The following is a 25,551-nucleotide window of genomic DNA, read 5'->3' as shown; positions in this document are numbered from 1 at the left end:
TCAGGCCTTCCTGCGCATGCGCAGCGCGATGGAGGGCACCAGGCCCTTGGGCAGGAACATCATCGTGAGCATCAGCACCAGGCCGAAGAACACCATTTCATAGCCGTGCAGGCCGCCCAGCACCTGGGGAAGCGCCGTGAGCAGCGCCGCGCCGAGCACCGCGCCGAAGGTGGAGGCCATGCCGCCCAGCACCACCATGGTCGCCAGCTCCACCGAATGGGTGAAGGCCGCCAGCGACGGGCTGATGAAGCCCAGGTAGTGCGCCGTGAGGCTGCCCGACACGGCCGCGAACACGGCGGAGACCACGAACGCGCGCACCTTGAAGCGCGCCACGTCCACGCCCATCACGCGCGCCGCCACCTCGGAGCCGTTGAGCCCGCGCAGCGCCCGGCCTGCGGGCGATTCATACAGGTTGAGCGACAGCAGCACCGACAGCCACAGCAGCACGGCAGCCAGCGCGTACCAGTGCATCACCTTCGCGAAGGCGAAGCTGCCGACCGTCAGCGGCGGCACCGGCATGCCGTCGGGGCCGCCCGTCCAGTCGACCTCGTTGATGAGCACGATGTTGACGATCACGCCCAGGCCCAGCGTGGCCATGGTGAGCGAGTGGCCCTTGAGCCGCAGGATCGGCTTGGCGATCAGCCAGGCGACCAGGGCCGCGCCGAGGGCCGCACCGGCGATGGCCGCGAGCGGCGGCCAGCCCAGGCGCACGCTGACGATGCCGCTGCCGTACGCGCCGATGGCGACGAAGGCCGCATGGCCGATGCTGATCTGACCGGCAAAGCCCATCAGCAGGTTCAGGCCGATGGCCGCGATGGCCGCCAGCGCGATGCGCACGGCGATGTCGGCCACGTAGTTGTTCGGCATGGCAAGCGGCAGCAGCGCAAGCACCAGCGCCAGCACCAGCAGGGAAGGGCGCAGGCAGGCGCGCCCGGGCAAGCGTCCAGGGGCTCTCATACGCGCTCCGAAGTCTTTGAGCCGAACAGCCCGTGCGGCATGACCAGCAGGATGACGACGATCATCACGAAAGGCACCGCGTCCTTGTAGGCGGAAGACACGTAGCCCGCCATCAGGGCCTCCAGCAGTCCGACGATGAGTCCGCCCACCACCGCGCCGCCGGCGCTGCCGAGTCCGCCGAGCGTGGCCGCGACGAAACCCTTCATGCCCAGCATGAGGCCGATGTCGTAGACGGTGGTGGTGATCGGCGCGGCCACCACGCCGGCCACGGCACCCAGCAGTGCCGACAGGCCGAACGACAGCTGCAGGATGCGCGAGGTCGGTATGCCGACCGCGCGTGCCGCCAGCGCGTTGGCCGCCACCGCCAGCATCGCCTTGCCCACCATCGTGAAGCGGAAGAACGCGAAGCACAGGGCCACCAGCACGGCCGCCGTGCCCAGCACCCACAGGCTCTGCGGCAGCACGTAGGCGCCCAGAATCGACAGCGACGCGTCGCCGCTGAAGGCAGGCAGCGTCTGCTGGTTCTTGCCGAGCACGATCTGCACCACGCCCTGGATGAAGATCGACGCGCCGATGGTGATGATGATGAGCGACACCACGCTGGCCTCGCCGGCCGGCTTGATGGCCAGCCGGTACAGCAGCAGGCCCGCCATCACCGTGGCCACCACGCCGCCCGCGATGGCCAGGCCATAGGGCAGCTGCGCGCCCAGCAAGGCGGCGGTGATCATCGCGCCGAGCATCAGGAAGTCGCCCTGCGCGAAGTTGATGACGCCGCTGGCGTTGTAGATCAGCGAGAAGCCCAGCGCGGCCAGCGCGTAGATCGCACCGGTGGTGAGTCCCGAGAAAACGAATTGCATGAAGTCAGCCATGGAGATCTCCGGCTTGGAAGGCGTGGGGGCCTTGGGTGTTCGCGAGCAGGTGCCGCGGCGAGATGTCGGCCACGCGGTCGGCGCCGATCAGGATCATGGTGCGGGCGATGTCCTCGCACAGCGCGGCCAGCACGCCGCGTGCGCCGGCCTCGCCGCCCGTGGCCATGCCCCACACCGCGGGGCGCCCGACGAAGGCCGCGGTGGCACCGGCGGCCAGCGCTTTCACCACGTCGCTGCCGCGCCGGAAGCCGCCGTCCACGAACACTGGAATGCGCTGCGCCACCGCGTCCACCATGCGCGGCAGCACCGAGATGGTGGAGGGCACCGCGTCGAGCTGCCGCCCGCCGTGGTTGGACACGACGATGGCGTCGGCCCCGTGCGACACGGCACGGCGGGCATCGTCCGGATGCAGCAGGCCCTTGATGACCAGGGGCCCGTCCCACAGCCGCCGCAGCCAGGCCAGGTGTTCCCACACCAGCGTGCGGTCCATGGTGCGCGAGAGCAGGGCCGCCTGCACCTGGGGCGAGGTGGCGCCGTCGCCCGACTCCGTGAGGTTGACGAACGAGGGCGAGCGGCCCTGCATCGCCATGCCGAGCGACCACGCGGGATGCAGCGCCAGGTCGAGCAGCGTCGAGGGCGTGAAGCGAAACGGCAGCTTGAAGCCGTTGCGCAGGTCGCGTTCGCGCAGGCCGCTCACGGGCGCGTCCACCGTGAGCACCAGCGCGCCGTAGCCGGCCTGGCGCGCACGGCGCACCAGCTGCTCGGCGATCGCGCGGTCGCCCATGACGTACAGCTGCATCCACTGCAGCGCCTGGGGGTTGCGTGCCAACGCCGCCTCGCGCACGGCTTCGAGCCGGTCGTTGGAGGGCGTCGACAGCACGTGCGGCACGCCGGCCGATGCGGCGGCGCAGGCCAGCAGCGTGTCGCCGCGCGGCCTCACCAGCCCCGAAAACCCGATGGGCGCCACGCCCGCGGGCGCCGACCAGCGCTGGCCGAAGACCGTGATGCCGGTGTCGGCATGGCGGGTGTCGCGCAGGGCGGTGGGCAGCAGGTGCAGGCCGGCCAGGTCCGCGGTGTTGCGGCGCAGGCAGTCCTCGTTGTCCGCGCCGCCATCGACATAGTCGAAGACGAAGCGGGGCAGCCGCCGGCGTGCATGCCGGCGGTGGTCGTTCGCATTGAGCTTCATGCGCGTCTTTCCAGGCGCGGCGGCCTCAGCGCACTTCCTTGAACACGCCCTGCTGCACCTCGACCATGCGGAAGGCCGACACGTCCAGGCCCATGTGGTCGGTGGCCGACATCTTGTAGATGCCGCTCACGCCGACGAAACCGCTGGTCGCTTCGATGGCGTCGCGCACCTTCTGCTTGTCGGTGCCGCCGGCGCGCTTGATGGCGTCGACCAGCAGGAACAGCGCGTCGTGCGCGTAGCCGCCGAAGGTCGACACGTCCATCTTGGCCTGCGATTCGTAGTCCTTCGCGTAGGCCACGCTGACCTTCTTCTGCGCGTCGCTGTCGGGCAGCGCCTGCGCGATGAGCAGTGCGGGCGAAGGCATGCGGATGCCTTCGGACGACTTGCCGGCGATGCGGACGAACTCGGTCGAGGCCTGGCCGTGCGTGGTGTACAGCGGCTGCTTCATGGCCAGCTGCTGGTAGTTGCGCGCGATGATGGCCGGCGCCTGGCCCGTGCCGAACACCAGGATGGCCTGCGCGGGCGACGACTTGATGCGCGTGAGCTGCGGCGTGATGTCGGTGTCCTTCTCGCCGTAGGTCTGGTCTTCTGCCACCTTCAGGCCCAGCGTGCCGGCGAGCTTGAGCGTCTCGCTGCGGCCCGACTTGCCGAAGCCGCCCGTGTCCGACAGCAGCGCGAACTGCGTGAAGCCGCGCTTTTTCATCTCGGCGAGCACCTTCTCGGCCGCCATGCGGTCCGAATGAGGCATCTTGAAAATGTAGGGCTTGACCGGCTCGACGATGACCGATGCGGCGGCCAGCGAAATCATCGGCACCTTGGCGGCCTCGGCCTGCGGCACCATGGCCATGGTGGAGCCCGTGGTCGAGGCGCCCAGGATCGCGTCGACCTCGTCCTGCATGATGAGCCGGCGCGTGAAGGCGTTGGCCTTGTTGGCGTCGCTGGCGTCGTCGTAGAGCACCAGCTCCAGCTTGCGCCCGAGCACGCCGCCGGCCGCGTTGATCTTCTGCACGTACATCTCGAGCGTCTTTTGCTGCGGGTCGCCGAGGAAGGACGCCGGGCCGGTGGCCGACACGACGGCGCCGATCTTGATGGGACCGGCCGCATGCACGAGGGGTGCGAGCGGCAGCAGGGCGGCGGCCGCGAGCAGGGTGGCGGCGGCGCGGCGGCCGAGGCGGACGGAATGCGGGGCGTGGGGCTTGTCTGTCTTCATTGTTGTCTCCGGATGGTTCTGGGCTGCGAAATCTTCTTGTTCTTCAGCGCGCGGGTTTTCGTCGCACGATGTGGATCGGGTGGCTTCGCGCCTCGGGCGGCGGCAGGCCGAGTGCGCGTGCCAGCGTGCGGCCTTCCGGGTCGGCCAGCGCGGCTTCGCGCGCGGCACGCACGCGGGCGGCGGCTGTGTCGAGGGATGCAGCGTCATGAGCGGGAGCGGCCAGCAGCGCGCGCATGTCGTCGAGCACCGCCCCCAGGTTGCGGTGCCCGCGCTCGCTGGTCTCGCCGTAGCCTTTCACGAGGTTGCCGCACAAGGCGAGCTCGAAGGCCAGCCGCGGGCTCAGCGCGAGCGTGCGGCGCACGGCATCGAGCCAGCGTTCGATCATGGCCTGCTCGAAGGCATAGCGCGAGGTGCGGCGGCGCAACGGCCGCAGAGCGCGCAGCGCGCACAGCATCGCGAAACCGCGCACGGTGTCCGTGCGCATGTGCAGGCCGATGCTGAGCTTGTGGGCCTTGTGCGCGAGGCGTTTGCGCAGCCAGTCGGCGGCGCGCGTTGGCAGCAGCGAGCAGATCTCGTCGAACCCGGGCTTGAGGTACTCGGTCAGGCGCAGCGGTTCGCCTTGCCGCGCCCCGACTTCGTCGCGCACGCGCTGCAGCCGGTCGCCTCGCGTCTTCAGGTCGGCCACGCGGATCACGTCTTCGTAGCTCATCCACAGCGCGAGATAGCGCGCGGTTTCGCGCGTCACGGGGAAGTCGCCGCCCCAGGTGTGTTCGGCCTTGCACACGGCGTCGACACGGTCCATGTAGAGGTCGGCGTAGCGCGTGTCCTGGTAGTCGGCCACCTGGTGCACGCCATGGTCCGCCAGCTCTTGCAGCGGCGCTGGCAGCGCCTGCGTGCGCGGGTGCAGTGCGCACGAGGCGGCTGAAACCGGGTTGTCGGCAGGCCGGACCACGGCTGCACCCGTGACATGGTCGAACCCCGCGGCGAAGCCTTTGAGGCTCGCCTCGACCGCCTTGCCCGACACGCGAATGGCCTGCTCGCAGGCCCGGCGCGAGAACGGAAGGGCGCCGCTGCCGGCCATGGCACCGAACATCACGGTGTTGATGACGGTGCCGTTGCGCCACGCCAGCGCGCGCATGTCGAACAGAAAGGTGCGCTGCGCGAGGCGTTGCGCCGCCTCGGTCACGCGCTGGCCATCGTAGCGGCCGTCGCCCATGGCCGACTTTTCGGACACCGCGTACTCGCGGTGCAGCGAGGCCACGAGCGTGGTGCGCTGCGGGTGCACGAAGCCGCCCTGCAGCACGCGCCCGGCCTCCACAAGTTCGGAGGCCGCGACGATGTCCACGTCGCCCGGGTTCGGCGTGAGCGAAAACACCGGCCGCGCACCATGCAGCTGCGCGCTGGGCACCGGGTAGATCTCGATGTAGTAGTTGGTCGCGCCCGTGCGTTGCGCCACGCCGGGCACCGAGGTGCTCTGCACCGAAAAGTCGTGCGCCTGCGCCGCCGAGATCAGCCAGTCGGCCAGCACGCCGCCGCCTTCGCCACCCATCGCAGCCACCAGCACGGTGACGATGCGCGGGGCCGCTGTCGGGAATGTCTTCGGATCGCTCATGCGGCAACCGCCTTCGCCGGGCGCAGCGGGGTGCGCGCCTTGCCGGCCATGAGGCCGATCACGCCGCCGCGCAGACGGTGCAGCAGGCGCTCCCAGGTGCCGGCGTTCTGCACGACCTCGGCCTTGTAGAAGGAGGGGCACAGGATGGCCGCGTGCGCGTTCTCACCGCACAGGCCACAACCCACGCAGCCCTGGTTCACCGTGGCCACGGGGTCGGTGCGCAGCGCGCTGGGGTTGGGCTTGACGGTGAGCGAGGGGCAGCCCGACAGGCGGATGCACGAGTGGTCACCGGTGCACACGTCGTCGTCGATGCCGAAGCGCGTGCGCACCACGCGCTCGCCGCGCTTGAGCTTCGCGGCGTTCACGGGCTTGATGCGGCGCTGGCGTTCCAGCTGGCATTCGCCGTCGGCAATGATCACCTTCAGGCCGCCTTGCGCGGTGGTCATGGCCTCCTGCAGCGTGTCGCGCATCTGCGCGACGTTGTAGCTCGTGACCTTGCGCACCCAGGCCACGCCCACGCCCTTGAGCGCGGCCTCGATGTCGAGCGTGAGCGGCCGCGTCGCCGGCTGCGTGGGAGAAGAAGGAATGGCCTGCGTGCCGGTGGCCGAGGTGTAGCCGTTCTTCAATATCACGAGCACCGAGTCCTGGCCGTTGTAGACCGCGTTCACCACGCCGCTGGTGAAGCCGTTGTGCCAGAAGCCGCCGTCGCCCATGATGCTGACGACCCGGTTGCCCATCAGCGGGCCGACACCCGACGAGCTCGCCAGTCCCAGCCCGTAGCCCAGCACGGTGCTGCCCGTGTTGAAGGGCGGCAGCGTGCCGAAGGTGTGGCAACCGATGTCCGCGCTCACGTGGACGGCGCCGAGCTCCTTTTGCATCAACTTGATGGCGGCGAACACCGGGCGCTCGGGGCATCCGATGCAAAAACCCGGCGGACGGTTCGGCACCGGCACGCCCAGCGCTTGGACCGCCTGCGGCTTGAGCGTGGCCAGCGGCGCGGCGGCGTCCGCCACCTGCAATGCACCGCCGCTGCCCAACGCTTGCGGCTGCGCCTGGTGGATGAACTCGGACAGGCAGCGCACCAGCACCTCGCCCGTGTATTCGCCCGCCATCGGAAAGATGTCCTTGCCGTACAGGCGCGTGTCGCAGCCGGCCTTGCGCAGGATGGCGTGCAGCGCGTCTTCCATGTAGTTGGGCTGGCCTTCCTCCACCATCAGCACGGCGCGTTTGCCGGCGCAGAAGTCCACCAGCTCGTCGGGCACCATCGGGTAGACCACGTTGAGCACCTGCAGCGGAATGCGGCTGCGGCCGAAGGCGTCGGCCAGGCCCAGCTGCTGCAGCGCCCGGATGGTGCCGTTGTACAGGCCGCCGGGCAGGATCAGGCCGATGTCCGAACAGTCGCCCTCGAAGCGCTCGTTGAGCTTTTCGCGGCGGATGAAGTCCAGCGCCGCAGGCCAGCGCGAATCGATCTTCATGCGCTCCTGCGCATAGATCGACGGCGGCAGGTTGATGTTGCCGAAGTCGAAGTGCGGCTTCTCGATGACGTCGCGCGTGGAGATGACCGGCGCGCGGTTGTCCTTGCACACGAAGCTGCCGTGCACGTGGCAGGCGCGGATGCGCAGCTGCAGCATCACCGGCGTCTGGCTCGCCTCCGACAGCTCGAAGCTGCGCTCGACCGCATCGACGATCGACGTGAGGTTGGGCCGCGGGTCCATGAGCCACATCTGCGACTTCATCGCAAAGGCGTGCGTGCGCTCCTGGATGATGCTGGAACCCTCGCCGTAGTCTTCGCCCAGGATCACGAGCGCGCCGCCCTTCACGCCAGCGGAAGCGAGGTTGGAGAGCGCGTCGGATGCGACGTTGGTGCCCACGGTGGACTTCCATGTCACCGCCCCGCGCACCGGGTAGTTGATGGAGGCGCCGAGCATCGCGGCCGCGCCGGCCTCGGAGGCGCTGTTCTCGAAGTAGATGCCCAGCTCGTCCAGCAGGTCGCGCGCGTCGCCCAGCACGTCGATCAGGTGCGACACCGGCGCGCCCTGGTAGCCGCCGATGTAGCTCACGCCCGACTGCAGCAGCGCCTTGGTGACGGCGAGGATGCCCTCGCCATGAAATACCTCGTCGGCGCCCAGCGAAAGGCGTTTGACTTCTTCGGCGAAAGATCGCTCCATGGCTGCTTGTCTCCGGCTGGCGCCTTGGGGCGCTGGCGTGTTCTTCGTGAGGTCCGCCTGTCGTGGGGAGCGACATGGCGGTCAGGTGAAGCCGGACTTTAGGAGCGCATTGGTAGAGAACCTATCGATGCAGTTTGCGTTACACATAGACGACATCGATGCATGGGGGCGTCGAGTTTCGCAACTGAGAGCATGGATTGCTTGCGCGCCGGGAGGCAGGTCGGGCGCGAAGTCCTTCGTGGCCTCTGCGAAGGGTGGGGGAGGGCTTGCCTGTGAGCCCTGAGGCTACCCCCTCGTTCTCGCGTTCAAGGCCCTGCGCGCGCTGCGCGTGCTCGGCGCGTGCCGCGCGCCTGCGGCGGCCTTGAGCACTGCGCTGCGACGGGGTCGCGGGGGCACGCAGGCAATCCCGCCTGTGTCTTGCACAGGAGTTCATCGTCATGAACGTTACGTCGTCTTCCTCTTCCTCCTCTTCCTCCTCTTCTTCTTCCGCATCCTCGTCGTCGGCCGGACAGGTCGACGCGCTCTCATCGCGCGATCTGCGTGTGCTCGAGGCGCTGCGGCCTTTTCTCGGCGCGCAGGCTGAGGCGCTGTTCGAGGCGAACGGGCGCTCGCTGCATCGACTGATCGGTGTTGCGCGCGATGCATCGGGCATCGGCTGGCTGCAGTTGCGTTCGGGTCTGCGCCTGGCGCGGGAACTGCTCATGGAGGACCTGCGTCCGGCGCAGGCCTTCCGTTGTGCCGACGCGGTGTCGGATTACCTGAAGCTGCACTTCGCGGGGCAGGCCCACGAGAGTTTCGCGGTGCTGTTCCTGAATGCGCAGCACACGATGCTGGCGTTCGAGGACATGTTCCGCGGCACGCTGACGCAAACGGGCGTCTATCCGCGTGAGGTGGTCAAGCGCGCGCTGCAGCTGAACGCCTCGGCGGTGATCCTGGCGCACAACCATCCCTCGGGCAAGGTCGAGCCATCTGAGGCGGACGTGACGCTCACGCGGGTCCTCAAGGAGGCGCTGGCGCTCGTGGACGTGCTGGTGCTCGATCACTTCGTCGTGGGGAACAACCGCGCCGCTTCGATGGCCGAACGCGGCCTCGTCTGAGCGCGGCACGCGGGTGCTTCGGTGCCCGCGTTTCTTTTTTCTTTGCTTCTTCCTCCCTGTCGACGCGCTGCTCCCGACGGGTACGTGCCCGCATCGCGTCGGGCTGCGCCGGTGCCATGGGTGGAGGGTCTCGCCGGACCGTGCACTGGCCGGGACGCGCTGGGGAGGGGTCGTGTCCGTCGCCGGTCTAGGACACGTCCCACGCGAGGCGGGGTACAGGTCAACGCACACTCGTCTGCTCGTTGACGAAAGGCACCACGCTCCATGCCGTTGCACTACCTGCAAGGACTCAGAGACACGCCACTGCCGGTCACCGTCACCGACCCGGAGGGGGTAAGAAATATCGAGATGCTCCTGGCCGCCCAGCTGATCGTGGCGCGGCTCGAGCGCGCGGGCGTCTACAGCATGCCGCATGCGGCCACGGTCCTGGAGGTCACTCCGGACGGATTCGCCCTGCTCGGGCGGCTCGAGGCCAAGGCACGTCCTAAGACCACCAGCAGCTGATCCAGCGCGAGGTCGTTTCGCCCGCGCGGAGCGCGCGCGACCGCCGACAGAGTCGGTGGGGGCTGCCGCAGCTTCGTGCCTTCGCCCCTCGCGGGGTGAGACCCGCGGCCCCCTTTGGGGACCTGGCACGGTGGTTCGTCCTTCCGGGACATTCCTCTCGATTGAACCAGCCTGCGGCAGGTGAGGGCGCGCATCGCGCGGTGGTTCAGACGTGCCCTCGCGGGCTGGGTGCCGGAATGCTGTCTGGCCCGGGCCTGCGGCCGGGGTTTTATGGGGTCGGCGCGGCAACGCGCGCGGCAGGTGTGCCGCGCGCGTTTTCTTTTTTGGCAGCCGGCACCGCGGCGCCGACGTATCAGAGCGAGCTGCCGCTGCAGACGTGCGTGCGCTGGGCTGCGAGGCGCTTGGCTGCGCTGGGTTCCGGAATGTGGCGCCGTCCTCGATGCTGGCGGACAGATTCCCATGAACGACGGGCGCTGTCACCGACAGGCCAGTCGCCGCCATGCATTTCGATTTCCACGCCGCCGATGCCGATCTTGTTGTTGGCCTGCGCGATGCGGCGGGGTGTGGTCTCTTGTCGTCGCTGTCTGGGGAGCCTGGCGTTCGTTCGCGACCGAATCCGTGCCGGTGGGTGGTCGCTTCGGGCGGTTGCCGGGTGCATGCGTCCTGTGCGAGGGCCGGTCCACGCCCACGGCCTTGTAGATGTCGTGAATCCTGGTGCGGGCACGGCGGCGCTGCTTCGCGTGTCGCTTGCCTCGGGCTTGATCGCCGCAACCGTTCGGCCCGACAAATTTCCCCTCTGCGGTGCAGATTCCTCGCGCAGCAAATTTCTCGGGCCTGCCGGTCCTTCGCTGCGCTGCGGCCCCGGCACTTCGTTTCGGGATGCGGCGCGCCCGGACCCGCACCGGTCGGATCACGCCAAGGCCGCGATGGGCGCGGACCTGGCTCAACCTCGAAAGGACTTCATCATGAGCACCATTGGCAACTTCTCCGCTTCGGGCGACGGCTACACCGGCACGGTCCGCACCCTGACCCTGAACGTCAAGGTCCGGATCGCCGCCAGCGACAAGGGCAGCGAGAACGCCCCGGACTACCGCGTCGTCGCCGGCAACGGCCTGGAGATCGGCGCGGCGTGGAAGAAGATCAGCAAGGCGGAACGGCCCTACCTGTCGGTGACGCTGGATGACCCGTCGTTCCCGGCGACCATCTATGCCCGCCTCGTCGAAGGCGAGGACGGCGCGCACAACCTGATCTGGTCGCGCAGCAAGGGCGACTGAGCGTCGCCCTCGGCACCCCGCTGCGGCGGGGTGCCTTTTTTCTTTCCCCTTCGCTTCGACCGCCCGCGCGTGTTCGCGGGCTTTTCCGTGTCTGGGTTTTTTTGGGAGGTGAATTCCCGGGCGTGCATGCCTGAAGCGTTGGCTTCCTGAGAGGTCCCACTGCGGGTTTCTGCCAACGTGTGTTCATACAGCTTTGGGGTGCAAGCATCCGTGCGTCTCCGGCGAGGCCGGACCGCGCTGTCGTGCTGCGCATCGAGCCACCGGTGGCGTCTCGACCCGATCGGGCTTTCATCGCTGACGCCTTCGCACCTGCGGTGCTGCGCGCAGGGCTTGCGGGTCGGGAGCGCTCAAGCGGAGGCAGGGCTGGCTTGCTGTTCCCTTCATCGTCGCACGCCGGTCTCGCCGTCAAGGTCTGCGCGTGCTTCGCACGTTGGCGTCCTGGCGGCCGTCTCGCGAACCCTGACGGCTGCGCTGCGCCGTGCGGCTTCGGTCTCGGGCAATTCCGCCCGGAATCCTTTCAAGGAGATAGACCATGACGAAGCTCATCAGCGACGAACAACGCACGCAGTTGCTGGCCAACGGCCGGCTGTCCATGACGACGGAGGGTTTCGATCCTGCGCCGGTCGTCAAGCTGTTCACGCCCAACGCCGGCGCGACCTGGCTGCTCACGGAGCTCGATCCAGGGGACATCGCGTTTGGGCTCTGCGATCTCGGGCAAGGCTTTCCTGAGCTCGGGTATGTGAGCCTGGAGGAACTGGAGGGCTTGCGCGGGAAATGGGGGCTGCCGATCGAGCGCGATTTTCACTTTGTCGCCGACAAGCCGCTGAGCGGCTATGCGCGTGAAGCGCGGCTGGCAGGGCGCATCATGGCATAGCTTTCGTAGGCGCGACCGAAGGGCCGCGCCTGTATTTCATTCCGTTGGTGCGGCCTGGATCTCGGCCAATTCGCGCCGCACCCGCTCGAAGAGCTTGTCTCGGGTCTTGTCGTTCCCGCCATAGGCCAGCGCCATCAGCGTGAGAGGATGAACGTCCATGACCTCGCACAGTTCGCTCACCTTGCTCAGGGTGGGGCTCTTCAAGCCGCGCTCCAGCGAACTGAGATACGTGCGGCTCGACACATCGGAGAACGCTTCCTGGCTCAGGCCGCGGGCCTTCCGGACAGCCCGGAGGGCCGCGGGGAAAGCGTGTGCGGTGGAAGTCATTGCGTCGTTCGTCCGAGAACGGCAATGACAACCTATAGACCCCTATAGGGCTACAATCTATAGTGTTCAAATTGGCTTTTTTCCAGCGACGCCGAGGGCGCCTGTGCCAGCCCAACGGAGCGCTTGGCGCTGCGAGGCTTGTGTGACGCGCAGTCGCTTATTCGTCTTATAGATTTCTATCTCTCGCCCGGTCCTCCAGCTCTCTGTCGAAGTTATGACCTTCCTTACAGAACAGCAACGCGAACAGATGCTCCTCAACAGCGCGGCACGTGCTCGTGGGGAGAGCTCCGATCCGTATCCCGTTGTCAAGCTCTACATGCCCGGCACTGATATGACCTGGGTGCTGACGGCGCTCGATGCAGATGGTGATCGGGCCTATGGGTTGATCGATGTGGGGACTGGCTTTCCCGAACTGGGAGAAGTGAGCCTTTCCATGCTGGCCAGTATCAAGGGGCCAAGTGGCCTGCCGGTCGCCGTCGAACTGAATTTCAAGCCGCGCAAGATGCTTTCAGCCTATGTGGCAGATGCACAGCACGACGGCATGAGTACCGACTGAATACTCGATAGCGGCACCCACACCCAATGCTATTTCGATGCTCGCAATTCCTTCCTGTATCGCCTCATCGTGGACTGAATCATTTCATCCGGTCCGATTTTTAGGCCGTCGGCCAGCCGAAAAATCGTGGTCAGCGAGGGACTGGTCTGGGCAAGTTCCAGCTTGGCAACGAACGTGCGCGTCACGGATGATGCAAATGCCAACCCTTCTTGACTAAGCTCCGACGCCGCGCGTCGAGCCTTGATCTCGGCAGCGAAAGCTCGGAGCAGAGCAGGATCTTGATTGGAACGCACGACAACGAATCTCGTTGTCTTGCATCATTTATGCACCCGTTTCTATGGTACAAAATAGAGCTGAAGAGCTGAAGAGCTGAAGAGCTGAAGAGCTGAAGAGCTGAAGAGCTGAAGAGCTGAAGAGCTGAAGAGCTGAACTGAGGGACTGACGTCGTAGCCGAGCGATGGCGAAAGGCCCGATACACGAACGTATCGAAGAGCGATCTTCCATCGGACCAACGTACCTGAGTTTTTCTGTCGAAGTCATGACCTTCCTCACTGATCACCAGCGGGAACAGATGCGCGCCAATGGAATGGCGCGCGCTCGTGGAGAGGACTGCGATCCGTATCCAGTCGTCAAGCTCTACATACCCGGCGCAGATGCGACTTGGGTGCTGACGGCGCTGGATGCCGATGGCGATCGGGCGTTCGGCCTGATGGATGCGGGGACAGGCTTTCCCAAGGTGGGAGAGGTGAGCTCAATGCGCAAGGGCATTACGGAGGCAGGCGGCTTGCCGGCTGTCGTTGAAGCCAACTACACGCCTCGTAATCCTTCAGTTCGCGTTCTCAAAGAGGTCGGCAATTCGGACCTTGAGGGCTGAAGCTAGCGCTGCAATCGCATCCAATGAAGGATTCGCTCCGCCCGTTTCCAATTTGGACATGTATGAGCGCGCAAATCCAACATGCTCGGCAAAGGCATCTTGCGTCCAACCCGCTTCGGTGCGAAGGGCGCGGACGCGCTCTCCAAAAAGCACGCGAGGGGATTTCATGTCCGCTCGATGCTGTGTTAGTGTCTCCTAATAGAGAACCCACTAATCGAGACATTGCGGTCGAGAGGCGCCCTGTTTTTGGGGAGTGCGCGGGGCGAGCCACCTTCAATCCGAGCTGTACAAATTCACTATCCGGTTTGCCAGTCTCATTTGCCTCACTACTACCTCGAGTTCACTTGGTGAAGCCATGACCTTCCTCACTGAACACCAGCGCGAAAAGATGCTCGCCAATGGCGTGGCACGCGCTCGCGGAGACAACTTCGATCCGTATCCAGTCATCAAGCTCTACACACCCGGAGCAGATGCGACCTGGGTGCTCACGGGGCTGGATGCCGATGGCGATCGGGCCTACGGTCTGATCGATGTGGGGACAGGATTTCCCGAGCTAGGGGAAGTGAGCCTGTCCATGCTGGCCGGCATCAAGGGACCAAGTGGTTTGCCGGTGGCGGTGGAAGCCAACTACAAGCCTCGCAAGACGCTATCGGCCTATGTGGCGGACGCCCAGCGCGATGGCATGGTCACTGACTGACCGACGCAGACATTTCCGGATGCAGAAGTTACCGAGCTGCGTTTGGCGCGGGATCAACTCGCCTGGATAGCGACCTGCACATGAGCGATCGATGGCAGCTTTCGGGCTTTTCCGAAGGAGATTCCCGCTGTGACGATGTCTCGCGATGCCGATACCGCACCTGCGCCCTGGCGCGCCGCCGCTGCCTATCTTTATGTACTGGAACTCGATGGCCCCGCATTGGCCTGGGAGTATCTGCGTCGAAACCCCACCTACCGGACGGCCTGGCTCGGCGCTCGCCGCAGACAGCGCAGCGCCATGGCGCTGCGTTGGGGTTTGCGAGTCGATATTGACCCGCGCCTGGACGCGCGCGATGCGCCCCCCGCATGGCTCGATGCCGAGGATGCGATACCCCATTTGAGGCCCGCTTCACGTCGCCCGACGTCGAATGACGCCGTCTTCGACCTCTGGCGCCTGCCTGGTCGGAAAGCGGTGTTGCATGCTGGGTCCGATCTGATTGTCTCGGCAGGTAGCAAGCATCACCTGAGAGTCAGTCTCTCGCCAGCGCTGACCGATGGAGGGGCGTACCGGCTTTCTCTACCGGTGGGCGGGGATGCTTCAACTGTTTCGATTCTTCTGAAGGCCCTGCAGGGAAGAGATTCATCACTTCCCGTTGCGCCGCGTGTGTCGCGACTGGATCCTCTGCACATGCGCCGCCTGCAGGCGCTCGACGCATCGCAGGCCGGTTGCAGCCAGCGTCGTGTGGCCGAAGCACTGTTCGGCGCGGACGCCGTGGACGGGCATTGGCACGCCGACAGCCACCTGCGCGCCCAGGTCCGCCATATCCTCTCTCGCGCCAAAGCGTTGATGGATGGCGGTTACTTGCGGCTCGCTGGCGTGCGTTCCGGCTAGCGCCACCGGAGACGAAGCAGGTAAACCGATTCTCCCTTTGCGGTGCGCCGGCCTTTGCCCAAACTGACTTCATCGGGCTGCGAACGGATTGCGGCCTCTCAACAACGATGGAGATCGTCATGGCTGTTGGCCGTTCATTTCTTTCCTGCGCAGCGCAAGCGAATGCAACTCAAGCCGCCCAAGCGCTGGGCAGTGTCAATCCTGAATTTCTGACAACAGACGAGGCCGGTACATTCCTTCGCCTTTCGCCGCGCACGCTGGAGAAGCAGCGCGTGCAGGGCGGTGGCCCGCGTTTTCGGAAGCTGGGCGCGCGTGTGGTCTATGCGGCTGCCGACCTGCGCGCTTGGGCCGATAGTCGCTCCTATGAAATGACTTCGGACCCTGACTACGTGCAGCGCAATTCCGTGCGCTGACCGATTCGCTGGGCAGAGAGTACGTCGGTGTCGAGGCGCGCGGGAGAACGTGAGCAGCTGTCGCTGTTCCGCGCGCTGCCGGGCGCCGACATGGTGCTGCGCGACGCGCAGGATCTGATGGCGTATCCTTTCTTCAGTCTCGCGAAATCCCGGCGCACAGTGCCGATACGCTTTGAAGCCGGTGGTGTTTCACTCTCTGTCGAAGGTGTGCCAAAGCATGGCATCGCGACGATCTGGGATGCCGACGTCCTAATCTGGGCGGCGAGCCAGATCGTCCAAGCGAAGAAGGAAGGCATCGTGCCTTCGCGCTTGATGGTGGCCACGCCCTACGAGATTCTGCGTTTCGTGAGGCGCGGCACGGGCCGCAGTGACTACCTGGCGTTGCGCGCCGCACTTGACCGGCTGCAATCCACCACCGTCGCGACGACGCTGCGCCAGCGTGAGCGTCCCAACGGCGGCATGCGTGTACATCGCTTCTCGTGGATCAACGAATGGAAGGAGTACCTGCGGCCCGATGGGCGATCCGACGGGATCGAACTGATCCTGGCCGACTGGTTCTTCTCGGGCGTGATGGACGAGGCACTGGTCCTCACGCTCGACCCCACGTATTTCCAGCTCACCGGAGGCATTGAACGCTGGTTGTATCGGCTGGTGCGCAAGCACGGCGGTCGACAGGCGGGGGGCTGGAAGTTCGACATGCGCCACTTGCATCTGAAATCCGGAAGCCTGCAGCGTCGCTCCGACTTCGCACTGCAGGTGCGTCGGCTTGTTCGACAGCAGGCTCTGCCCGGCTACAGCCTGTCGATCGAGCGCATCGGTGGCACCGACTGGCTGCGTTTCAAACCTTGCGCGGACTCATCCCAGCGACCCGACTTATCCACAGATCCTGTTGAAGAAGCTGTGGATGGTGTGTGGATGGGCTCGGTGGATCACCCGCACGAGTCTCGGTGGATCGTCCGCAGAAGTGTCGGTGAATCACCCGCACCGACCGACCGGAAGGCCGCACCCGGCAACGGCCTCGGGCCCCGCTAAACATCTAAAGGAATACATAAATGGAAATCACGCGCGCGCGGAACCAAGCCGCTGAAAAAATGAGCAATGCTTTGGTTGGCGCAGCCTCGTCGGGCTCGATGACAGATGAGTGCGTGGCAGGAGGGGCACGGCGCCCCGGCAGGGCGATCGCTTTGCTTACCCGAAGGGTAGGACGTGCGATTACGACGCTGGCCATGGATCTGAATGGCGAGCCGGTGATGGCAGGAAGCCGCGACGTGTTGGTCGACGCCGATCGTCGAGGGCCCGCCTTGAACTGGACACAGCGGCGCCTTCAAAGTGGCCTGAAGCGATCCTATGACGTCTCCGGGATGTCGAGCGACACGCTGCACCTGAAGGTTCCGAGGATCGCTGCGCAGGCCCATTGTGGGGTGACCGATAGGCCGCGTCGGGACGTGGCGCTCGCGCGCTCCGGGGTACTGGCCTTTGATCGGGTATTGATCCCGGTGCAGCCCAGCGCCTACGACGTCTGGGAGAGGCACGGTGTTGTTGCTCATTGTCGAAGTGAGGGGTGCGTTGTCGGCGCTGTGACCGGTAGCTCGATGGTGAACCCGTTTGGGCGTGACATCACGGCTGTGGGTATGTTGTGCAAGCTGCTGGAGCGGAAGTTCCGGGAGGGCTCGTCATGACGCTTCCACGGATGGGCTCGGCGCCGCCATGCGCGCACGCCGTGCTACAGCCGCAGCAGCCGGAGGGGCCCGCTCCCATGCGCGTTTCGCTCGCCTTTGTCGCGCATCGCGTAAACGTCTCGTTGCGCTTCGGCCAACCGGTGCAGAAGGCCGTGCTGGATCGCTGGCGAAGGGTCGCAGTGTTCGCACCGGGCGCGGTCTGCTGTCGCGTGAAATGGATCGGCAACGATCATGGCACTGCACTGTGGCAGCTCATGGTGCTGCAGGCACCGGTGCCGTTCGAGGCCATGCAGCGCGTTGCTGGGGTGACGCCTGGCGCGCGCATTCTGCTGCGCGTCGATGGCGAGCCCCAGGTCAAGGCGGTACTCGAAACGATCGACGCCATCGAGGCCATGCGCGTCGACCCGTGCGCTGTGGCTGTGACGTACTGGCGCATCGCCGGCAACCGTCTGGCGGCGCGTCAGTTACCACCCGCCTCCTCGCTCGAGCGCCACGCGGCGCATCTTGCGAGACGGAAATTGCATTGAGCCGGGTCATGCACTTCGCCTGTATGGCGCTCGGTTCGGCAGCACTGGGCGTTCCGTTGGCGCTGCATGCGCCCATCCGAATCGTCTACAACCCGAGCGACAGTGTTCCGCGTGGCTGGTACGTCGTCGAGGAGATCGAGGATGCCGGATCGCTGCACGTCGGCAGCATCGTCCTGGCTCGCCTCCCTAGTGATGTGGCGCAGTTCGCCGCGCAGCGCGGCTACCTGCCCGTTGGCGTGCCGATCCTCAAGCGCATCGGGGCCGTCGCGTCGCAATCGGTGTGCATTCGCGCGCGGCTTTTGTACATCGACGGCACAGCGGTGGCGTGCGCGCGATCGCACGACGGCGCGTATCGCCCGCTGCGCCCCTGGCTGCAATGCCGTTTCCTCGCGGCGGGGGAGGTGTTCTTGCTCAGCACCACAAATCCGACGTCGTTCGACAGCCGCTATTTCGGGCCCATTCCTGCCTCGACCGTGTTCGGCGTTGCGCGACCCTTGTGGACAGGGAGTGCGCCGTGAACATCGCGGCATTTCGTGGTGTAGCGTTCCGCCGAACTGGAGCCGGATGTGCGTCCGTGGCGCGCTCCGTGGTGCAGCGATTCCGACTCCGGCGAGCAGCGCTTGCTGCACTGCCGCTGCCTGTTGGGCCGCGTTGTGCACCCCGTGCGTGGCTGAGAGCCAGTCATAGCCGGATGCGGATGCGGGAGGCGAAATCGTCGGGGTGCAGGGAGGGCCAGATAAAAGGGGCGGCACGCCGCCACCCGCAAAGCGCGTCTGCACGTGGGGTGTGCGCGGCACGGCACCTGTCGGTGCCGGTGCTGCGTCGATGCCTAACGCTGCGTCGCTGCGGCAATGCGCGCGTGCCGCATCCGATCCCTTGCGCGTCATTGCTCAGGAGTGCCCGCCATGGCCACGCCTAAGGAATCCGATGGCCACCGCTTCCGTGTTCGGCCGGCGGCCCCCAAGTAACGTGCAGGACCGCACCCGGAGCGCTTCGTGTCCCGGGTTCTCAAGGAAGTCTCGAAGGCCGGCGCCAAGGCCGGCAAGCGGCCAGGGCGGCCCGCATCGCGACGCGCAGCGCGTGGGCGTGCGGCGGTGAAGCTGAAATCACATCTACCCGTCGAGCGGCAGGCCAGCGTAATTGGCGACATGGCTAGATCAGCAGTTGATCGGCGGTGGCCGAGGGCTGGGCGACCTGGACTTTGGTGGTGACACCAAGCAGGCCATGCAGCAGCGCGCCGACTTCCTCGAAGAACAGAGGCTGGCCGATCGGCGCGGGCAGCGCGTGATCCTGGCGCGCAACCTGCTGGAGGCGCTGCGCAATCGGGAGCCGGCTCAGGCCGCAAAGGGGATGGCCGCCGGAACCGGCGTCCTAGTAACTTCCCGGTGCTGGATGCTCGTCGATAAATCTGCCGCCGAGCAGTTTATTTAGCACGCTGCGAGTTTCGCAAGCGGCGCAACAGCAACTCTCGTCCGCGAGCCACGTGCTCTCGCATCAGGCGCTCCGCCAGATCTGGATTTCGCGACTCAATGGCGACCAAGATGGCCTCGTGTTCATCTCGCGCCGGTTCGATGCGCTCCGGCACGCTGGCGGCCCGAAACCTGCAAATGTTGAGAAGCGAGTAAAGGTCGCGGCAAAGAAACTCTGCCAGCCATCGGTTCCCGCTGCCACGAACAATCTGGACGTGGAAATCGTTGTCCTGTGTCTTTTGCAGGAAGAACTCACCCAGGCTGGTCGAATCAGTTCCAGCTGTCAGGAGTTCGCGCAGTCGCCGCGTCTGGGGGAGCGTCATCATCTCGGCGGCCTGCCTGGCTGCCATGCCTTCCAACGCTTCGCGAGTGATCAGCAGTTGCTCGAGTTCGTCGTTGCTGATATCGACAACTCGCACGCCTGAAAAAGGAGTGCGCTCCAAGAGGCGCCTTCCTTCCAGGGTTCGTAGTGCTTCGCGCAGCGGGCCACGCCCGACGCCCAAGCGCGCTGCCAGGGTGGACTCCGCGATGCGGTCGCCCGGCTTCAACTCGCCGGAGAAGATCGCATGTTCCAACCACTGGACGGTCTCTTCCAGAGGAGCGCGGACGTTAGAAAGGGGGGCGACTTCAGCCATATGGGCCCGATCGTACAGCCTACGAATGCAGGCCAGCGTAAACACCTATGCTTGATTGTAGACAATTACAAAGATTGTCTACAAAATAGAAAGCCTTAAAAGGAGACACACTTATGGGACTGCCGCAGCGCGCCTCTTTGGCTTTGGCGCTTCTTTCTTCGTTGGCAAGCGCCCAGCAAGTTCCTGACGGATACCCAGCGGGCTACGCCGAACTCATCCGCGCTGCTGAGAAAGAAGGGGCGGTCACCATTTACTCCTCCACTGACTCGAAGTCCGTGGCCGGTGTGCTGCAGGCGTTTCAGGGCCGGTATCCCAAGATCAAGGTCGAGTTCGTCGACCAAAGCAGCAACGAGGTCTACACCAGGTTCACCAGCGAGTTTGCAGCGGGACAGGGCACGGGAGATCTCGCATGGGGCGGCGCAGACACGGCGGTCAAGCTGATTGAAGACGGCATCGCGGCGGAATACACCTCGCCGGAGACTGGAAACCTGCGGCCCGGCGCCAACTACAGGAACGCCGCCTATTCGATCACTTACGAGCCCATCGTGATGATCTACAACAAGCGTCTGCTGCCAGCGGCCGATGTGCCGAAAACCCGCCAGGAACTGACGCGCGTACTGACCGAAAAGCGCGAGGCCTATCGCGGAAAGATCGGCACGTACGACGTCGAGAGAAGCGCGGCAGGGATTGGATTCCTGGGCGAGGATTCCCGCGCGTTCCCCGACACGGCCTGGCCGTTGTTCAAGGCAATGGCGCAAGCCGACCTGAAGTTCTTCACGTCCAACGGAACCATGGTCGAGCGCGTGGCATCTGGCGAAATCGCGCTCGCGTACAACCTTGCGGCTGCCAACATCGCGGAGCGACTGAAGACGGACACCACGATCGGGATGATTGTTCCCTGTGACTACACGCTCTATCTGACACGCACTGCAATCATCTCGAAAAAGGCCAAGCATCCGAATGCCGCCAAGGTATTTCTCGACTACCTGTTGAGCAAGGAAGGCCAGCAAAAACTCGCGGACAAGTCGATCGGCAGCATCCGGACAGACGTGCAGAACAACCCGGTGCTTCAGCGTCCAGCCGAATGCAAGAACGAAAGGGCTTTGATGCCGAGTCCCGAAAGGCTGGTCGTTTTTGACCCGGTCTGGCGCGGCGGCTTCTTGAAGCAATGGAAAACCGTGTTGCAGGCGAAGTAATCGATGCCACGCAAGCTTCGCATCGCGCTGATCCTCGCGACAGCGATTTTCGTCCTGTCGCCCATCCTGCTGATCGCTTGGCAAAGCGTACAGAGCGACGCGTTCTTCAAGCCGAACGCCAAACTCTCCCTTGCTGCCTTCCAGTATGTTCTGACGGACGGGGACTTCTACAAGTCACTCTGGAACTCTGCCCAGATTTCTGTCGGGATGACCTTGATCGCAGTGCCACTGGGCAGCCTGCTGGCCTACCTGCTCGTGCGCACCGACGTGCCGGGGGCTCGCTGGATCGAGCCTTTCGTGCTCGTGCCGATGTTCATCTCTTCGCTGGTACTGGCATTTGGCTATGTGGTGAGCGCGGGGCCGGTCGGCTTCCTGAGCCTGGCGGCCAAGTCACTGTTCGGCTTTGTGCCTTGGACTCTCTATTCCAAGCCCACCATCATCCTGATTGCCGGCTTGGTTCATGTGCCGCACGTCTTCCTGTACGTGTCGACTGCTCTGCGCGGGCTGGGCTCAGACGTCGAAGAGGCCGCGCGGGTTGCAGGCGCCAGCCCGTTGCGCGTGGCCCTGGACGTGAGCCTGCCAATGGTGCTTCCCTCAATCCTGTTCTGCACCGTGCTGATGCTGTTTCTCGGCATCGAACTGTTCGGGCTTCCGTTGGTGCTCGGTGAACCCCAGGGACTTTCTGTTCTCTCCACCTATCTCTTCAAGCTGACGAATCTGTTCGGCACGCCTGCGTACCACTTGCTGGCGGTCGTCGCCATGCTCATTGTCGCGATGACGCTCCCTCTCGTCTGGCTGCAACGCAAGATGATGAACGATGCGGACCGCTACGTGTCGGTCAAGGGCAAGGGTGCGTCGCGCCGCCTTCTGTCCTTGGGGCCGTGGCGATGGGTGGCGAGCGGCGTGATCGTCGTGTGGCTGGTGGTGACCGTGCTCGTTCCCGTTGGCGCGGTTGTCCTGCGCGGTTTCCTGAAGACCTGGGGCGAAGGTGTCCCGCTGGCCGGGAACTTCACCATTCAGCACTTCGCTTCGGTCTTCGAGTTCCCGAATCTCAAGCGCGGCATCGTCAACACGATCCTGCTGGCAACGCTCGGGAGCGCGCTGTCGGTGGCCGTCTACACAGTGATCAATCTGGCAGCGCACCGATGGCAGTCCCGCTGGAGCGCGCTTCTCGACTACCTCGTGCTGCTGCCCCGTGCGATGCCCGGCCTGGTCGCCGGTCTCGCCATCTTCTGGATCTTCCTCTTTGTCGGTGTGCTGAGCCCCTTCAGGCAAACGCTCATGGCCATCTGGATAGCCTACACACTCGTCTGGCTTGGCTACGGCATGCGCCTGGTGAGTGGTTCGCTGCTGCAGATCGGACCGGAACTCGAGGAAGCCGGGCGTGTGACCGGCGGGTCTCCATCACGGATCAGCCGCGACATCACGTTGCCACTCATCAAAGCCGGACTCCTGAGCGCGTGGGCATTGATGTTCATCACCTACGTCAAAGAGTACTCGACGGCTGTCTACCTGCTGGGACCGGGCACGGAGGTTCTCGGCTCCCTCATGGTGTCCCTGTGGGACACCGGTGCCATCGACACCATCGCCGCACTGGCGACCCTCAACATTCTCATGATCGGAGTTGGCGTGCTTCTTCTTGCCAAGTTCGGAAAGGTCAAGCATGCCTAAGCTGGAAGTCGAGTCCCTTCGTGTCACCCTGGGCCAGAACGACATTCTCAAGGGAGTCTCCGCATCCTTCGAAGAAGGCGAGATCGTCGTCCTGTTGGGGCAGTCTGGCTGCGGCAAGACCACCCTGCTGCGATCCATCGCAGGTCTGGAGCGACCGGTGTCCGGGCGCATCGCGATCGACGGCAAGGCCGTCTTCGACAGCGCGAACGGCGTCGACGTGCCGACCGAGGCGCGAAACCTGGGCCTGGTATTCCAGTCTTATGCGCTCTGGCCGCACAAGACAGTCTTCGAGAACGTCGCGTATGGGTTGAAGCTGCGCAGGGCCAGTCCCGACGAGATCCGGATGAAGGTCGCGAAGGTGCTGGCCGGTATCGGTCTCGAAGGCAAGGGGGACCGGTATCCCCATCAACTCTCAGGCGGGCAGCAGCAGCGGGTGGCACTTGCCCGCTCCATGGTCTACAGCCCCCCAGTGATCCTGCTCGACGAGCCACTCTCCAATTTGGACGCCAAGTTGCGGGAAGAAGCCCGGATCTGGATCCGGTCGTTGATCAAATCGCTCGGCCTGAGCGCCATCTTCGTGACGCACGATCAGGTCGAGGCCATGGCGATCGCCGATCGCGTGGTCTTGATGGACTCGGGCGTCATTGCGCAAACGGGCTCCCCCGAGGAACTGTACGGGAGCCCGACGAGCTTGTTTGCCGCAGAGTTCATGGGCGCCAACAACCAGCACAGGGCCAGCGTCGAGTCTCAGAGGGACGGCAACGCTGTCCTGGCAGTCGGCTCGCACCGCCTGGAAGGAAAAGTGCGAGGCGCCACGCGTGGCGGTGAGAAAGGGACCGCGGTCATCAGGGTGGAATCCGTCAGGCTGGCCGACCACGAAGGCCCCAACACCCTGCGCGCGGAGCTTGAGACCGCCGTTTACCTCGGTGGCAAATGGGAACTCATCTTCCGCTTGGGCGAAACACGCATACGTGCATTCAGCCCGATGCGTATTGACGCGGGCCACCACCTTCTTCATGTGCCGCGCGAGGCAGTCTGGTTTTTTCCGGATCAGCCTGCCATGGCCGCCTCGCAAAACAGACTGCCCCTTCAACACACCACGGAACCCCATGTCACAACGACTTAAAGACACCGTCAACATCATTGTCCCTGTCGGGGCGCTGGGCGTAGGAATACGCGAAAGCGATGTCGCTGCAGGAATTGCGGCGGGAGCGCACGGCATCGCCTGCGACGCTGGATCCACGGACAGCGGCCCAGCCTACCTGGCGACCGGACGAACGAAATACTCTCGGGCGGCAATCAAGGAGGACATGCGCATCCTGATGCTTGCACAGGCACGTGCCGGCATTCCGCTCTTGATCGGCTCATGCGGTACGTCGGGTTGCGATATGGCCTTGGACTGGACCCGCGACGTCGCACTTGAAATCGCACGTGAGCATGACTTGCACCCGCGCATTGCGCTGCTTTACTCCGAACAGCAGCCTGCCTTGATGGCGAAGTATGCCAAGGACGGACGCGTAACTCCGCTTGCACCGATGACGGATGCAGGGGCGGACCTGTTCGCCGAATGTGAACATATCGTCGCGCTGATGGGCCCCGAGCCCTATGTGGCGGCTTTGCAAGCCGGGGCAGACATCGTCCTTGGCGGCCGTACAACCGACACGGCGGTGCTCGCGGCACTTCCGCTCTTGCACGGAGCGGGCGTGGCTTCGGCATGGCATGCAGGGAAGATTGCCGAGTGCGGTGGCCTGTGCACGACGCATTCACGGGAAGGAGGCGTCATGATTCGCGTGGGTCGTGACGCTTTCGAGGTTGAGCCCCTCGGAACAGTGAGCCGCTGCACGCCGTTCACGGTGTCGGCACACATGCTCTATGAGAACAGTGATCCATTCATGCTGCACGAGCCAGGTGGCGTGCTCGACGTGACGGCGGCACGTTATGACGCGGTTGATGAACGCACCGTGATGGTCTCGGGCTCCAACTTCATTTCCAAGCCTTACACAATGAAGCTGGAGGGCGCGGCGCGGCGCGGTTTTCAAACGCTGATGCTTGTGGGAATCAAGGATCCCGCCGTCCTGACCGAGATCGATTTCTTTGTGGAACAGATGCAAAGAGTGCTCACGCAGCGCGCAGTGGCTGCGATGGGCCTGAATCAGAACGACTTCGAGATCTCATTGCGTCCTTACGGTTGGAACGCCGTAGACGGATTGCCGGTCGAGGCGGGCGCTGCAGCACCGCGGGAAATCGGCCTGCTCTTCGTGGCGACCGCATCTTCGCAGGAGTTGGCAACCCAGATTGCGAAGACCTGCAACCCCTGGTTCTTTCATTTGCCAATCAAGCAGGAACAGGCGTTGCCAAGTTATGGGTTCGCGTTCTCTCCGGCGGAGATCGAGAAGGGCCAAGTCTACGAGTTCAAGCTCAACCATGTGGTGCACGTCGCCGATGGACTGGAGCTTGTCAGAACTGTCTTCGTTGAAGCGAAGGAGCACGCACATGTCTAAGGTCAGCGAAGTTTGCAAGCACGTCCGATCGAAGAACGCCGGGCCTTTCTGGATAACGCTGGACCTGTCGTTCCCCGACCGCGCTTCGTTCGAGCGCTACAGCGGTGCAGCCCAGTTGAAGCCGGAAGCCATTTCGAAGCTGTACGACGTCGACGCGGCCCTGATCAAGGTCTTCTCGGTGCCTGAGCTGCTGGTACTGAAGATCTCCTATCCACGGCGACGTCCTCAAGGCGGTTCGCTTGAGCGGGATATGCACGGCGGACAGCAATATGTCCGGCTTCTTGATGTTGATTTAACGGCGACTCGATAGCCGGCCACAGGAAGCCGTCGTCCATTCTTCACACTTGATGCGTGGAGATCCACG

Annotated in this window: 25 protein-coding genes and 4 pseudogenes; 19 read left to right on the top strand and 10 right to left on the bottom strand. The window is 64.8% G+C overall.

Features of this window, described 5'->3' with window-relative positions:
- The 6 genes from RZE79_RS34690 to RZE79_RS34665 are packed head-to-tail and all read right to left on the bottom strand — an operon-like array spanning position 1 to position 8,002.
- Positions 1–957, bottom strand: a complete 957-nt coding sequence (locus RZE79_RS34690) for a branched-chain amino acid ABC transporter permease (RefSeq protein WP_319361960.1) — start codon at positions 955–957, stop codon at positions 1–3.
- The gene (locus RZE79_RS34685; RefSeq protein ID WP_319361959.1) at positions 954–1,826 is read right to left on the bottom strand and encodes a branched-chain amino acid ABC transporter permease; all 873 of its coding nucleotides are present in this window, start codon (positions 1,824–1,826) and stop codon (positions 954–956) included. The genes RZE79_RS34690 and RZE79_RS34685 overlap by 4 nt, the downstream gene beginning before the upstream one ends.
- Positions 1,819–3,012, bottom strand: a complete 1,194-nt coding sequence (locus RZE79_RS34680; RefSeq protein WP_319361958.1) for an alpha-hydroxy acid oxidase — start codon at positions 3,010–3,012, stop codon at positions 1,819–1,821. The genes RZE79_RS34685 and RZE79_RS34680 overlap by 8 nt, the downstream gene beginning before the upstream one ends.
- 25 nt (positions 3,013–3,037) lie before the next feature.
- Positions 3,038–4,222: an ABC transporter substrate-binding protein gene (locus RZE79_RS34675; RefSeq protein ID WP_319361957.1), complete on the bottom strand. Its 1,185-nt coding sequence runs from the start codon at positions 4,220–4,222 to the stop codon at positions 3,038–3,040.
- A gap of 43 nt (positions 4,223–4,265) precedes the next feature.
- On the bottom strand, positions 4,266–5,834 hold the full coding sequence (locus RZE79_RS34670; RefSeq protein WP_319361956.1) for an indolepyruvate oxidoreductase subunit beta family protein: 1,569 nt from the start codon (positions 5,832–5,834) through the stop codon (positions 4,266–4,268).
- Complete coding sequence (locus tag RZE79_RS34665) at positions 5,831–8,002, bottom strand: indolepyruvate ferredoxin oxidoreductase subunit alpha (protein WP_319361955.1); 2,172 nt, start codon at positions 8,000–8,002, stop codon at positions 5,831–5,833. Before RZE79_RS34665 ends, RZE79_RS34670 begins: the two co-directional genes overlap by 4 nt.
- Positions 8,003–8,439: 437 nt before the next feature.
- Here RZE79_RS34665 and RZE79_RS34660 point away from each other — a divergent pair, with 437 nt between their 5' ends.
- The 4 genes from RZE79_RS34660 to RZE79_RS34645 all read left to right on the top strand — a co-directional run bounded on the left by RZE79_RS34660 (position 8,440) and on the right by RZE79_RS34645 (position 11,751).
- Positions 8,440–9,099 (top strand): JAB domain-containing protein, encoded by a 660-nt coding sequence (locus RZE79_RS34660; protein ID WP_319361954.1) that lies wholly within the window; start codon positions 8,440–8,442, stop codon positions 9,097–9,099.
- 264 nt (positions 9,100–9,363) lie between these two features.
- Positions 9,364–9,603, top strand: coding sequence for a hypothetical protein (locus tag RZE79_RS34655; RefSeq protein WP_319361953.1), 240 nt, complete (start codon positions 9,364–9,366; stop codon positions 9,601–9,603).
- Between the two features lie 965 nt (positions 9,604–10,568).
- Complete coding sequence (locus RZE79_RS34650; protein ID WP_319361952.1) at positions 10,569–10,877, top strand: DUF736 domain-containing protein; 309 nt, start codon at positions 10,569–10,571, stop codon at positions 10,875–10,877.
- A gap of 532 nt (positions 10,878–11,409) precedes the next feature.
- Positions 11,410–11,751 (top strand): DUF2958 domain-containing protein, encoded by a 342-nt coding sequence (locus tag RZE79_RS34645; protein ID WP_319361951.1) that lies wholly within the window; start codon positions 11,410–11,412, stop codon positions 11,749–11,751.
- Positions 11,752–11,787: 36 nt separating this feature from the next.
- Here RZE79_RS34645 and RZE79_RS34640 read toward each other — a convergent pair whose 3' ends face one another.
- Positions 11,788–12,078, bottom strand: a complete 291-nt coding sequence (locus RZE79_RS34640; protein ID WP_319361950.1) for a helix-turn-helix transcriptional regulator — start codon at positions 12,076–12,078, stop codon at positions 11,788–11,790.
- Between the two features lie 214 nt (positions 12,079–12,292).
- Here RZE79_RS34640 and RZE79_RS34635 point away from each other — a divergent pair, with 214 nt between their 5' ends.
- Positions 12,293–12,634, top strand: coding sequence for a DUF2958 domain-containing protein (locus tag RZE79_RS34635; RefSeq protein WP_319361949.1), 342 nt, complete (start codon positions 12,293–12,295; stop codon positions 12,632–12,634).
- A 29-nt stretch (positions 12,635–12,663) separates the two neighbouring features.
- Here RZE79_RS34635 and RZE79_RS34630 read toward each other — a convergent pair whose 3' ends face one another.
- The gene (locus RZE79_RS34630; RefSeq protein WP_319361948.1) at positions 12,664–12,927 is read right to left on the bottom strand and encodes a helix-turn-helix transcriptional regulator; all 264 of its coding nucleotides are present in this window, start codon (positions 12,925–12,927) and stop codon (positions 12,664–12,666) included.
- 245 nt (positions 12,928–13,172) lie between these two features.
- Here RZE79_RS34630 and RZE79_RS34625 point away from each other — a divergent pair, with 245 nt between their 5' ends.
- On the top strand, positions 13,173–13,508 hold the full coding sequence (locus RZE79_RS34625; RefSeq protein ID WP_319361947.1) for a DUF2958 domain-containing protein: 336 nt from the start codon (positions 13,173–13,175) through the stop codon (positions 13,506–13,508).
- On the opposite strand, the pseudogene RZE79_RS34620 reads toward RZE79_RS34625, so the two are convergent.
- Positions 13,494–13,676: pseudogene (locus RZE79_RS34620) on the bottom strand (helix-turn-helix domain-containing protein); the annotation flags it as partial. The gene RZE79_RS34625 and the pseudogene RZE79_RS34620 sit on opposite strands and share 15 nt — an antisense overlap.
- 187 nt (positions 13,677–13,863) lie before the next feature.
- Between RZE79_RS34620 and RZE79_RS34615 the strand changes: the two are divergent.
- The 8 genes and pseudogenes from RZE79_RS34615 to RZE79_RS34580 all read left to right on the top strand — a co-directional run.
- Positions 13,864–14,205: a DUF2958 domain-containing protein gene (locus tag RZE79_RS34615; RefSeq protein WP_319361946.1), complete on the top strand. Its 342-nt coding sequence runs from the start codon at positions 13,864–13,866 to the stop codon at positions 14,203–14,205.
- Between the two features lie 135 nt (positions 14,206–14,340).
- Positions 14,341–15,096, top strand: coding sequence for a DNA -binding domain-containing protein (locus tag RZE79_RS34610; protein ID WP_319362396.1), 756 nt, complete (start codon positions 14,341–14,343; stop codon positions 15,094–15,096).
- A gap of 119 nt (positions 15,097–15,215) precedes the next feature.
- Positions 15,216–15,509 (top strand): helix-turn-helix domain-containing protein, encoded by a 294-nt coding sequence (locus tag RZE79_RS34605; protein WP_319361945.1) that lies wholly within the window; start codon positions 15,216–15,218, stop codon positions 15,507–15,509.
- Positions 15,510–15,536: 27 nt separating this feature from the next.
- Positions 15,537–16,355: pseudogene (locus tag RZE79_RS34600) on the top strand (replication initiator protein A); the annotation flags it as partial.
- A 206-nt stretch (positions 16,356–16,561) separates the two neighbouring features.
- Positions 16,562–17,188, top strand: a complete 627-nt coding sequence (locus RZE79_RS34595) for a hypothetical protein (protein ID WP_319361944.1) — start codon at positions 16,562–16,564, stop codon at positions 17,186–17,188.
- A 77-nt stretch (positions 17,189–17,265) separates the two neighbouring features.
- On the top strand, positions 17,266–17,715 hold the full coding sequence (locus RZE79_RS34590) for a DUF2840 domain-containing protein (RefSeq protein ID WP_319361943.1): 450 nt from the start codon (positions 17,266–17,268) through the stop codon (positions 17,713–17,715).
- An 8-nt stretch (positions 17,716–17,723) separates the two neighbouring features.
- Positions 17,724–18,233, top strand: coding sequence for a S26 family signal peptidase (locus RZE79_RS34585; RefSeq protein WP_373696594.1), 510 nt, complete (start codon positions 17,724–17,726; stop codon positions 18,231–18,233).
- Positions 18,234–18,771: 538 nt separating this feature from the next.
- Positions 18,772–19,086, top strand: a pseudogene (locus RZE79_RS34580) (DUF3363 domain-containing protein); the annotation flags it as partial.
- 52 nt (positions 19,087–19,138) lie between these two features.
- Here RZE79_RS34580 and RZE79_RS34575 read toward each other — a convergent pair.
- Positions 19,139–19,819 (bottom strand): GntR family transcriptional regulator, encoded by a 681-nt coding sequence (locus RZE79_RS34575; RefSeq protein WP_319361942.1) that lies wholly within the window; start codon positions 19,817–19,819, stop codon positions 19,139–19,141.
- Between the two features lie 113 nt (positions 19,820–19,932).
- On the opposite strand from RZE79_RS34575, the gene RZE79_RS34570 reads away from it, so the two are divergent.
- The 5 genes and pseudogenes from RZE79_RS34570 (at position 19,933) to RZE79_RS34550 (ending at position 25,497) form a co-directional block, all read left to right on the top strand.
- Positions 19,933–21,015: an ABC transporter substrate-binding protein gene (locus tag RZE79_RS34570; protein ID WP_319361941.1), complete on the top strand. Its 1,083-nt coding sequence runs from the start codon at positions 19,933–19,935 to the stop codon at positions 21,013–21,015.
- A 3-nt stretch (positions 21,016–21,018) separates the two neighbouring features.
- Entirely contained in the window at positions 21,019–22,686 is a 1,668-nt protein-coding gene (locus RZE79_RS34565) for an iron ABC transporter permease (protein WP_319361940.1), read from the top strand.
- Positions 22,679–23,740: pseudogene (locus RZE79_RS34560) on the top strand (ABC transporter ATP-binding protein); the annotation flags it as partial. The gene RZE79_RS34565 and the pseudogene RZE79_RS34560, both read left to right, overlap by 8 nt.
- 55 nt (positions 23,741–23,795) lie before the next feature.
- Positions 23,796–25,187 (top strand): acyclic terpene utilization AtuA family protein, encoded by a 1,392-nt coding sequence (locus tag RZE79_RS34555; protein WP_319361939.1) that lies wholly within the window; start codon positions 23,796–23,798, stop codon positions 25,185–25,187.
- The gene (locus RZE79_RS34550) at positions 25,180–25,497 is read left to right on the top strand and encodes a DUF4387 domain-containing protein (protein WP_319361938.1); all 318 of its coding nucleotides are present in this window, start codon (positions 25,180–25,182) and stop codon (positions 25,495–25,497) included. The genes RZE79_RS34555 and RZE79_RS34550 overlap by 8 nt, the downstream gene beginning before the upstream one ends.
- The last annotated feature ends 54 nt before the right edge of the window (positions 25,498–25,551 follow it).

Origin of the sequence: Variovorax sp. EBFNA2 (assembly GCF_033802765.1) — a bacterium.
Lineage (GTDB): Bacteria > Pseudomonadota > Gammaproteobacteria > Burkholderiales > Burkholderiaceae_C > Variovorax > Variovorax paradoxus_H.
This window is presented reverse-complemented; position numbering and strand designations above follow the sequence as displayed.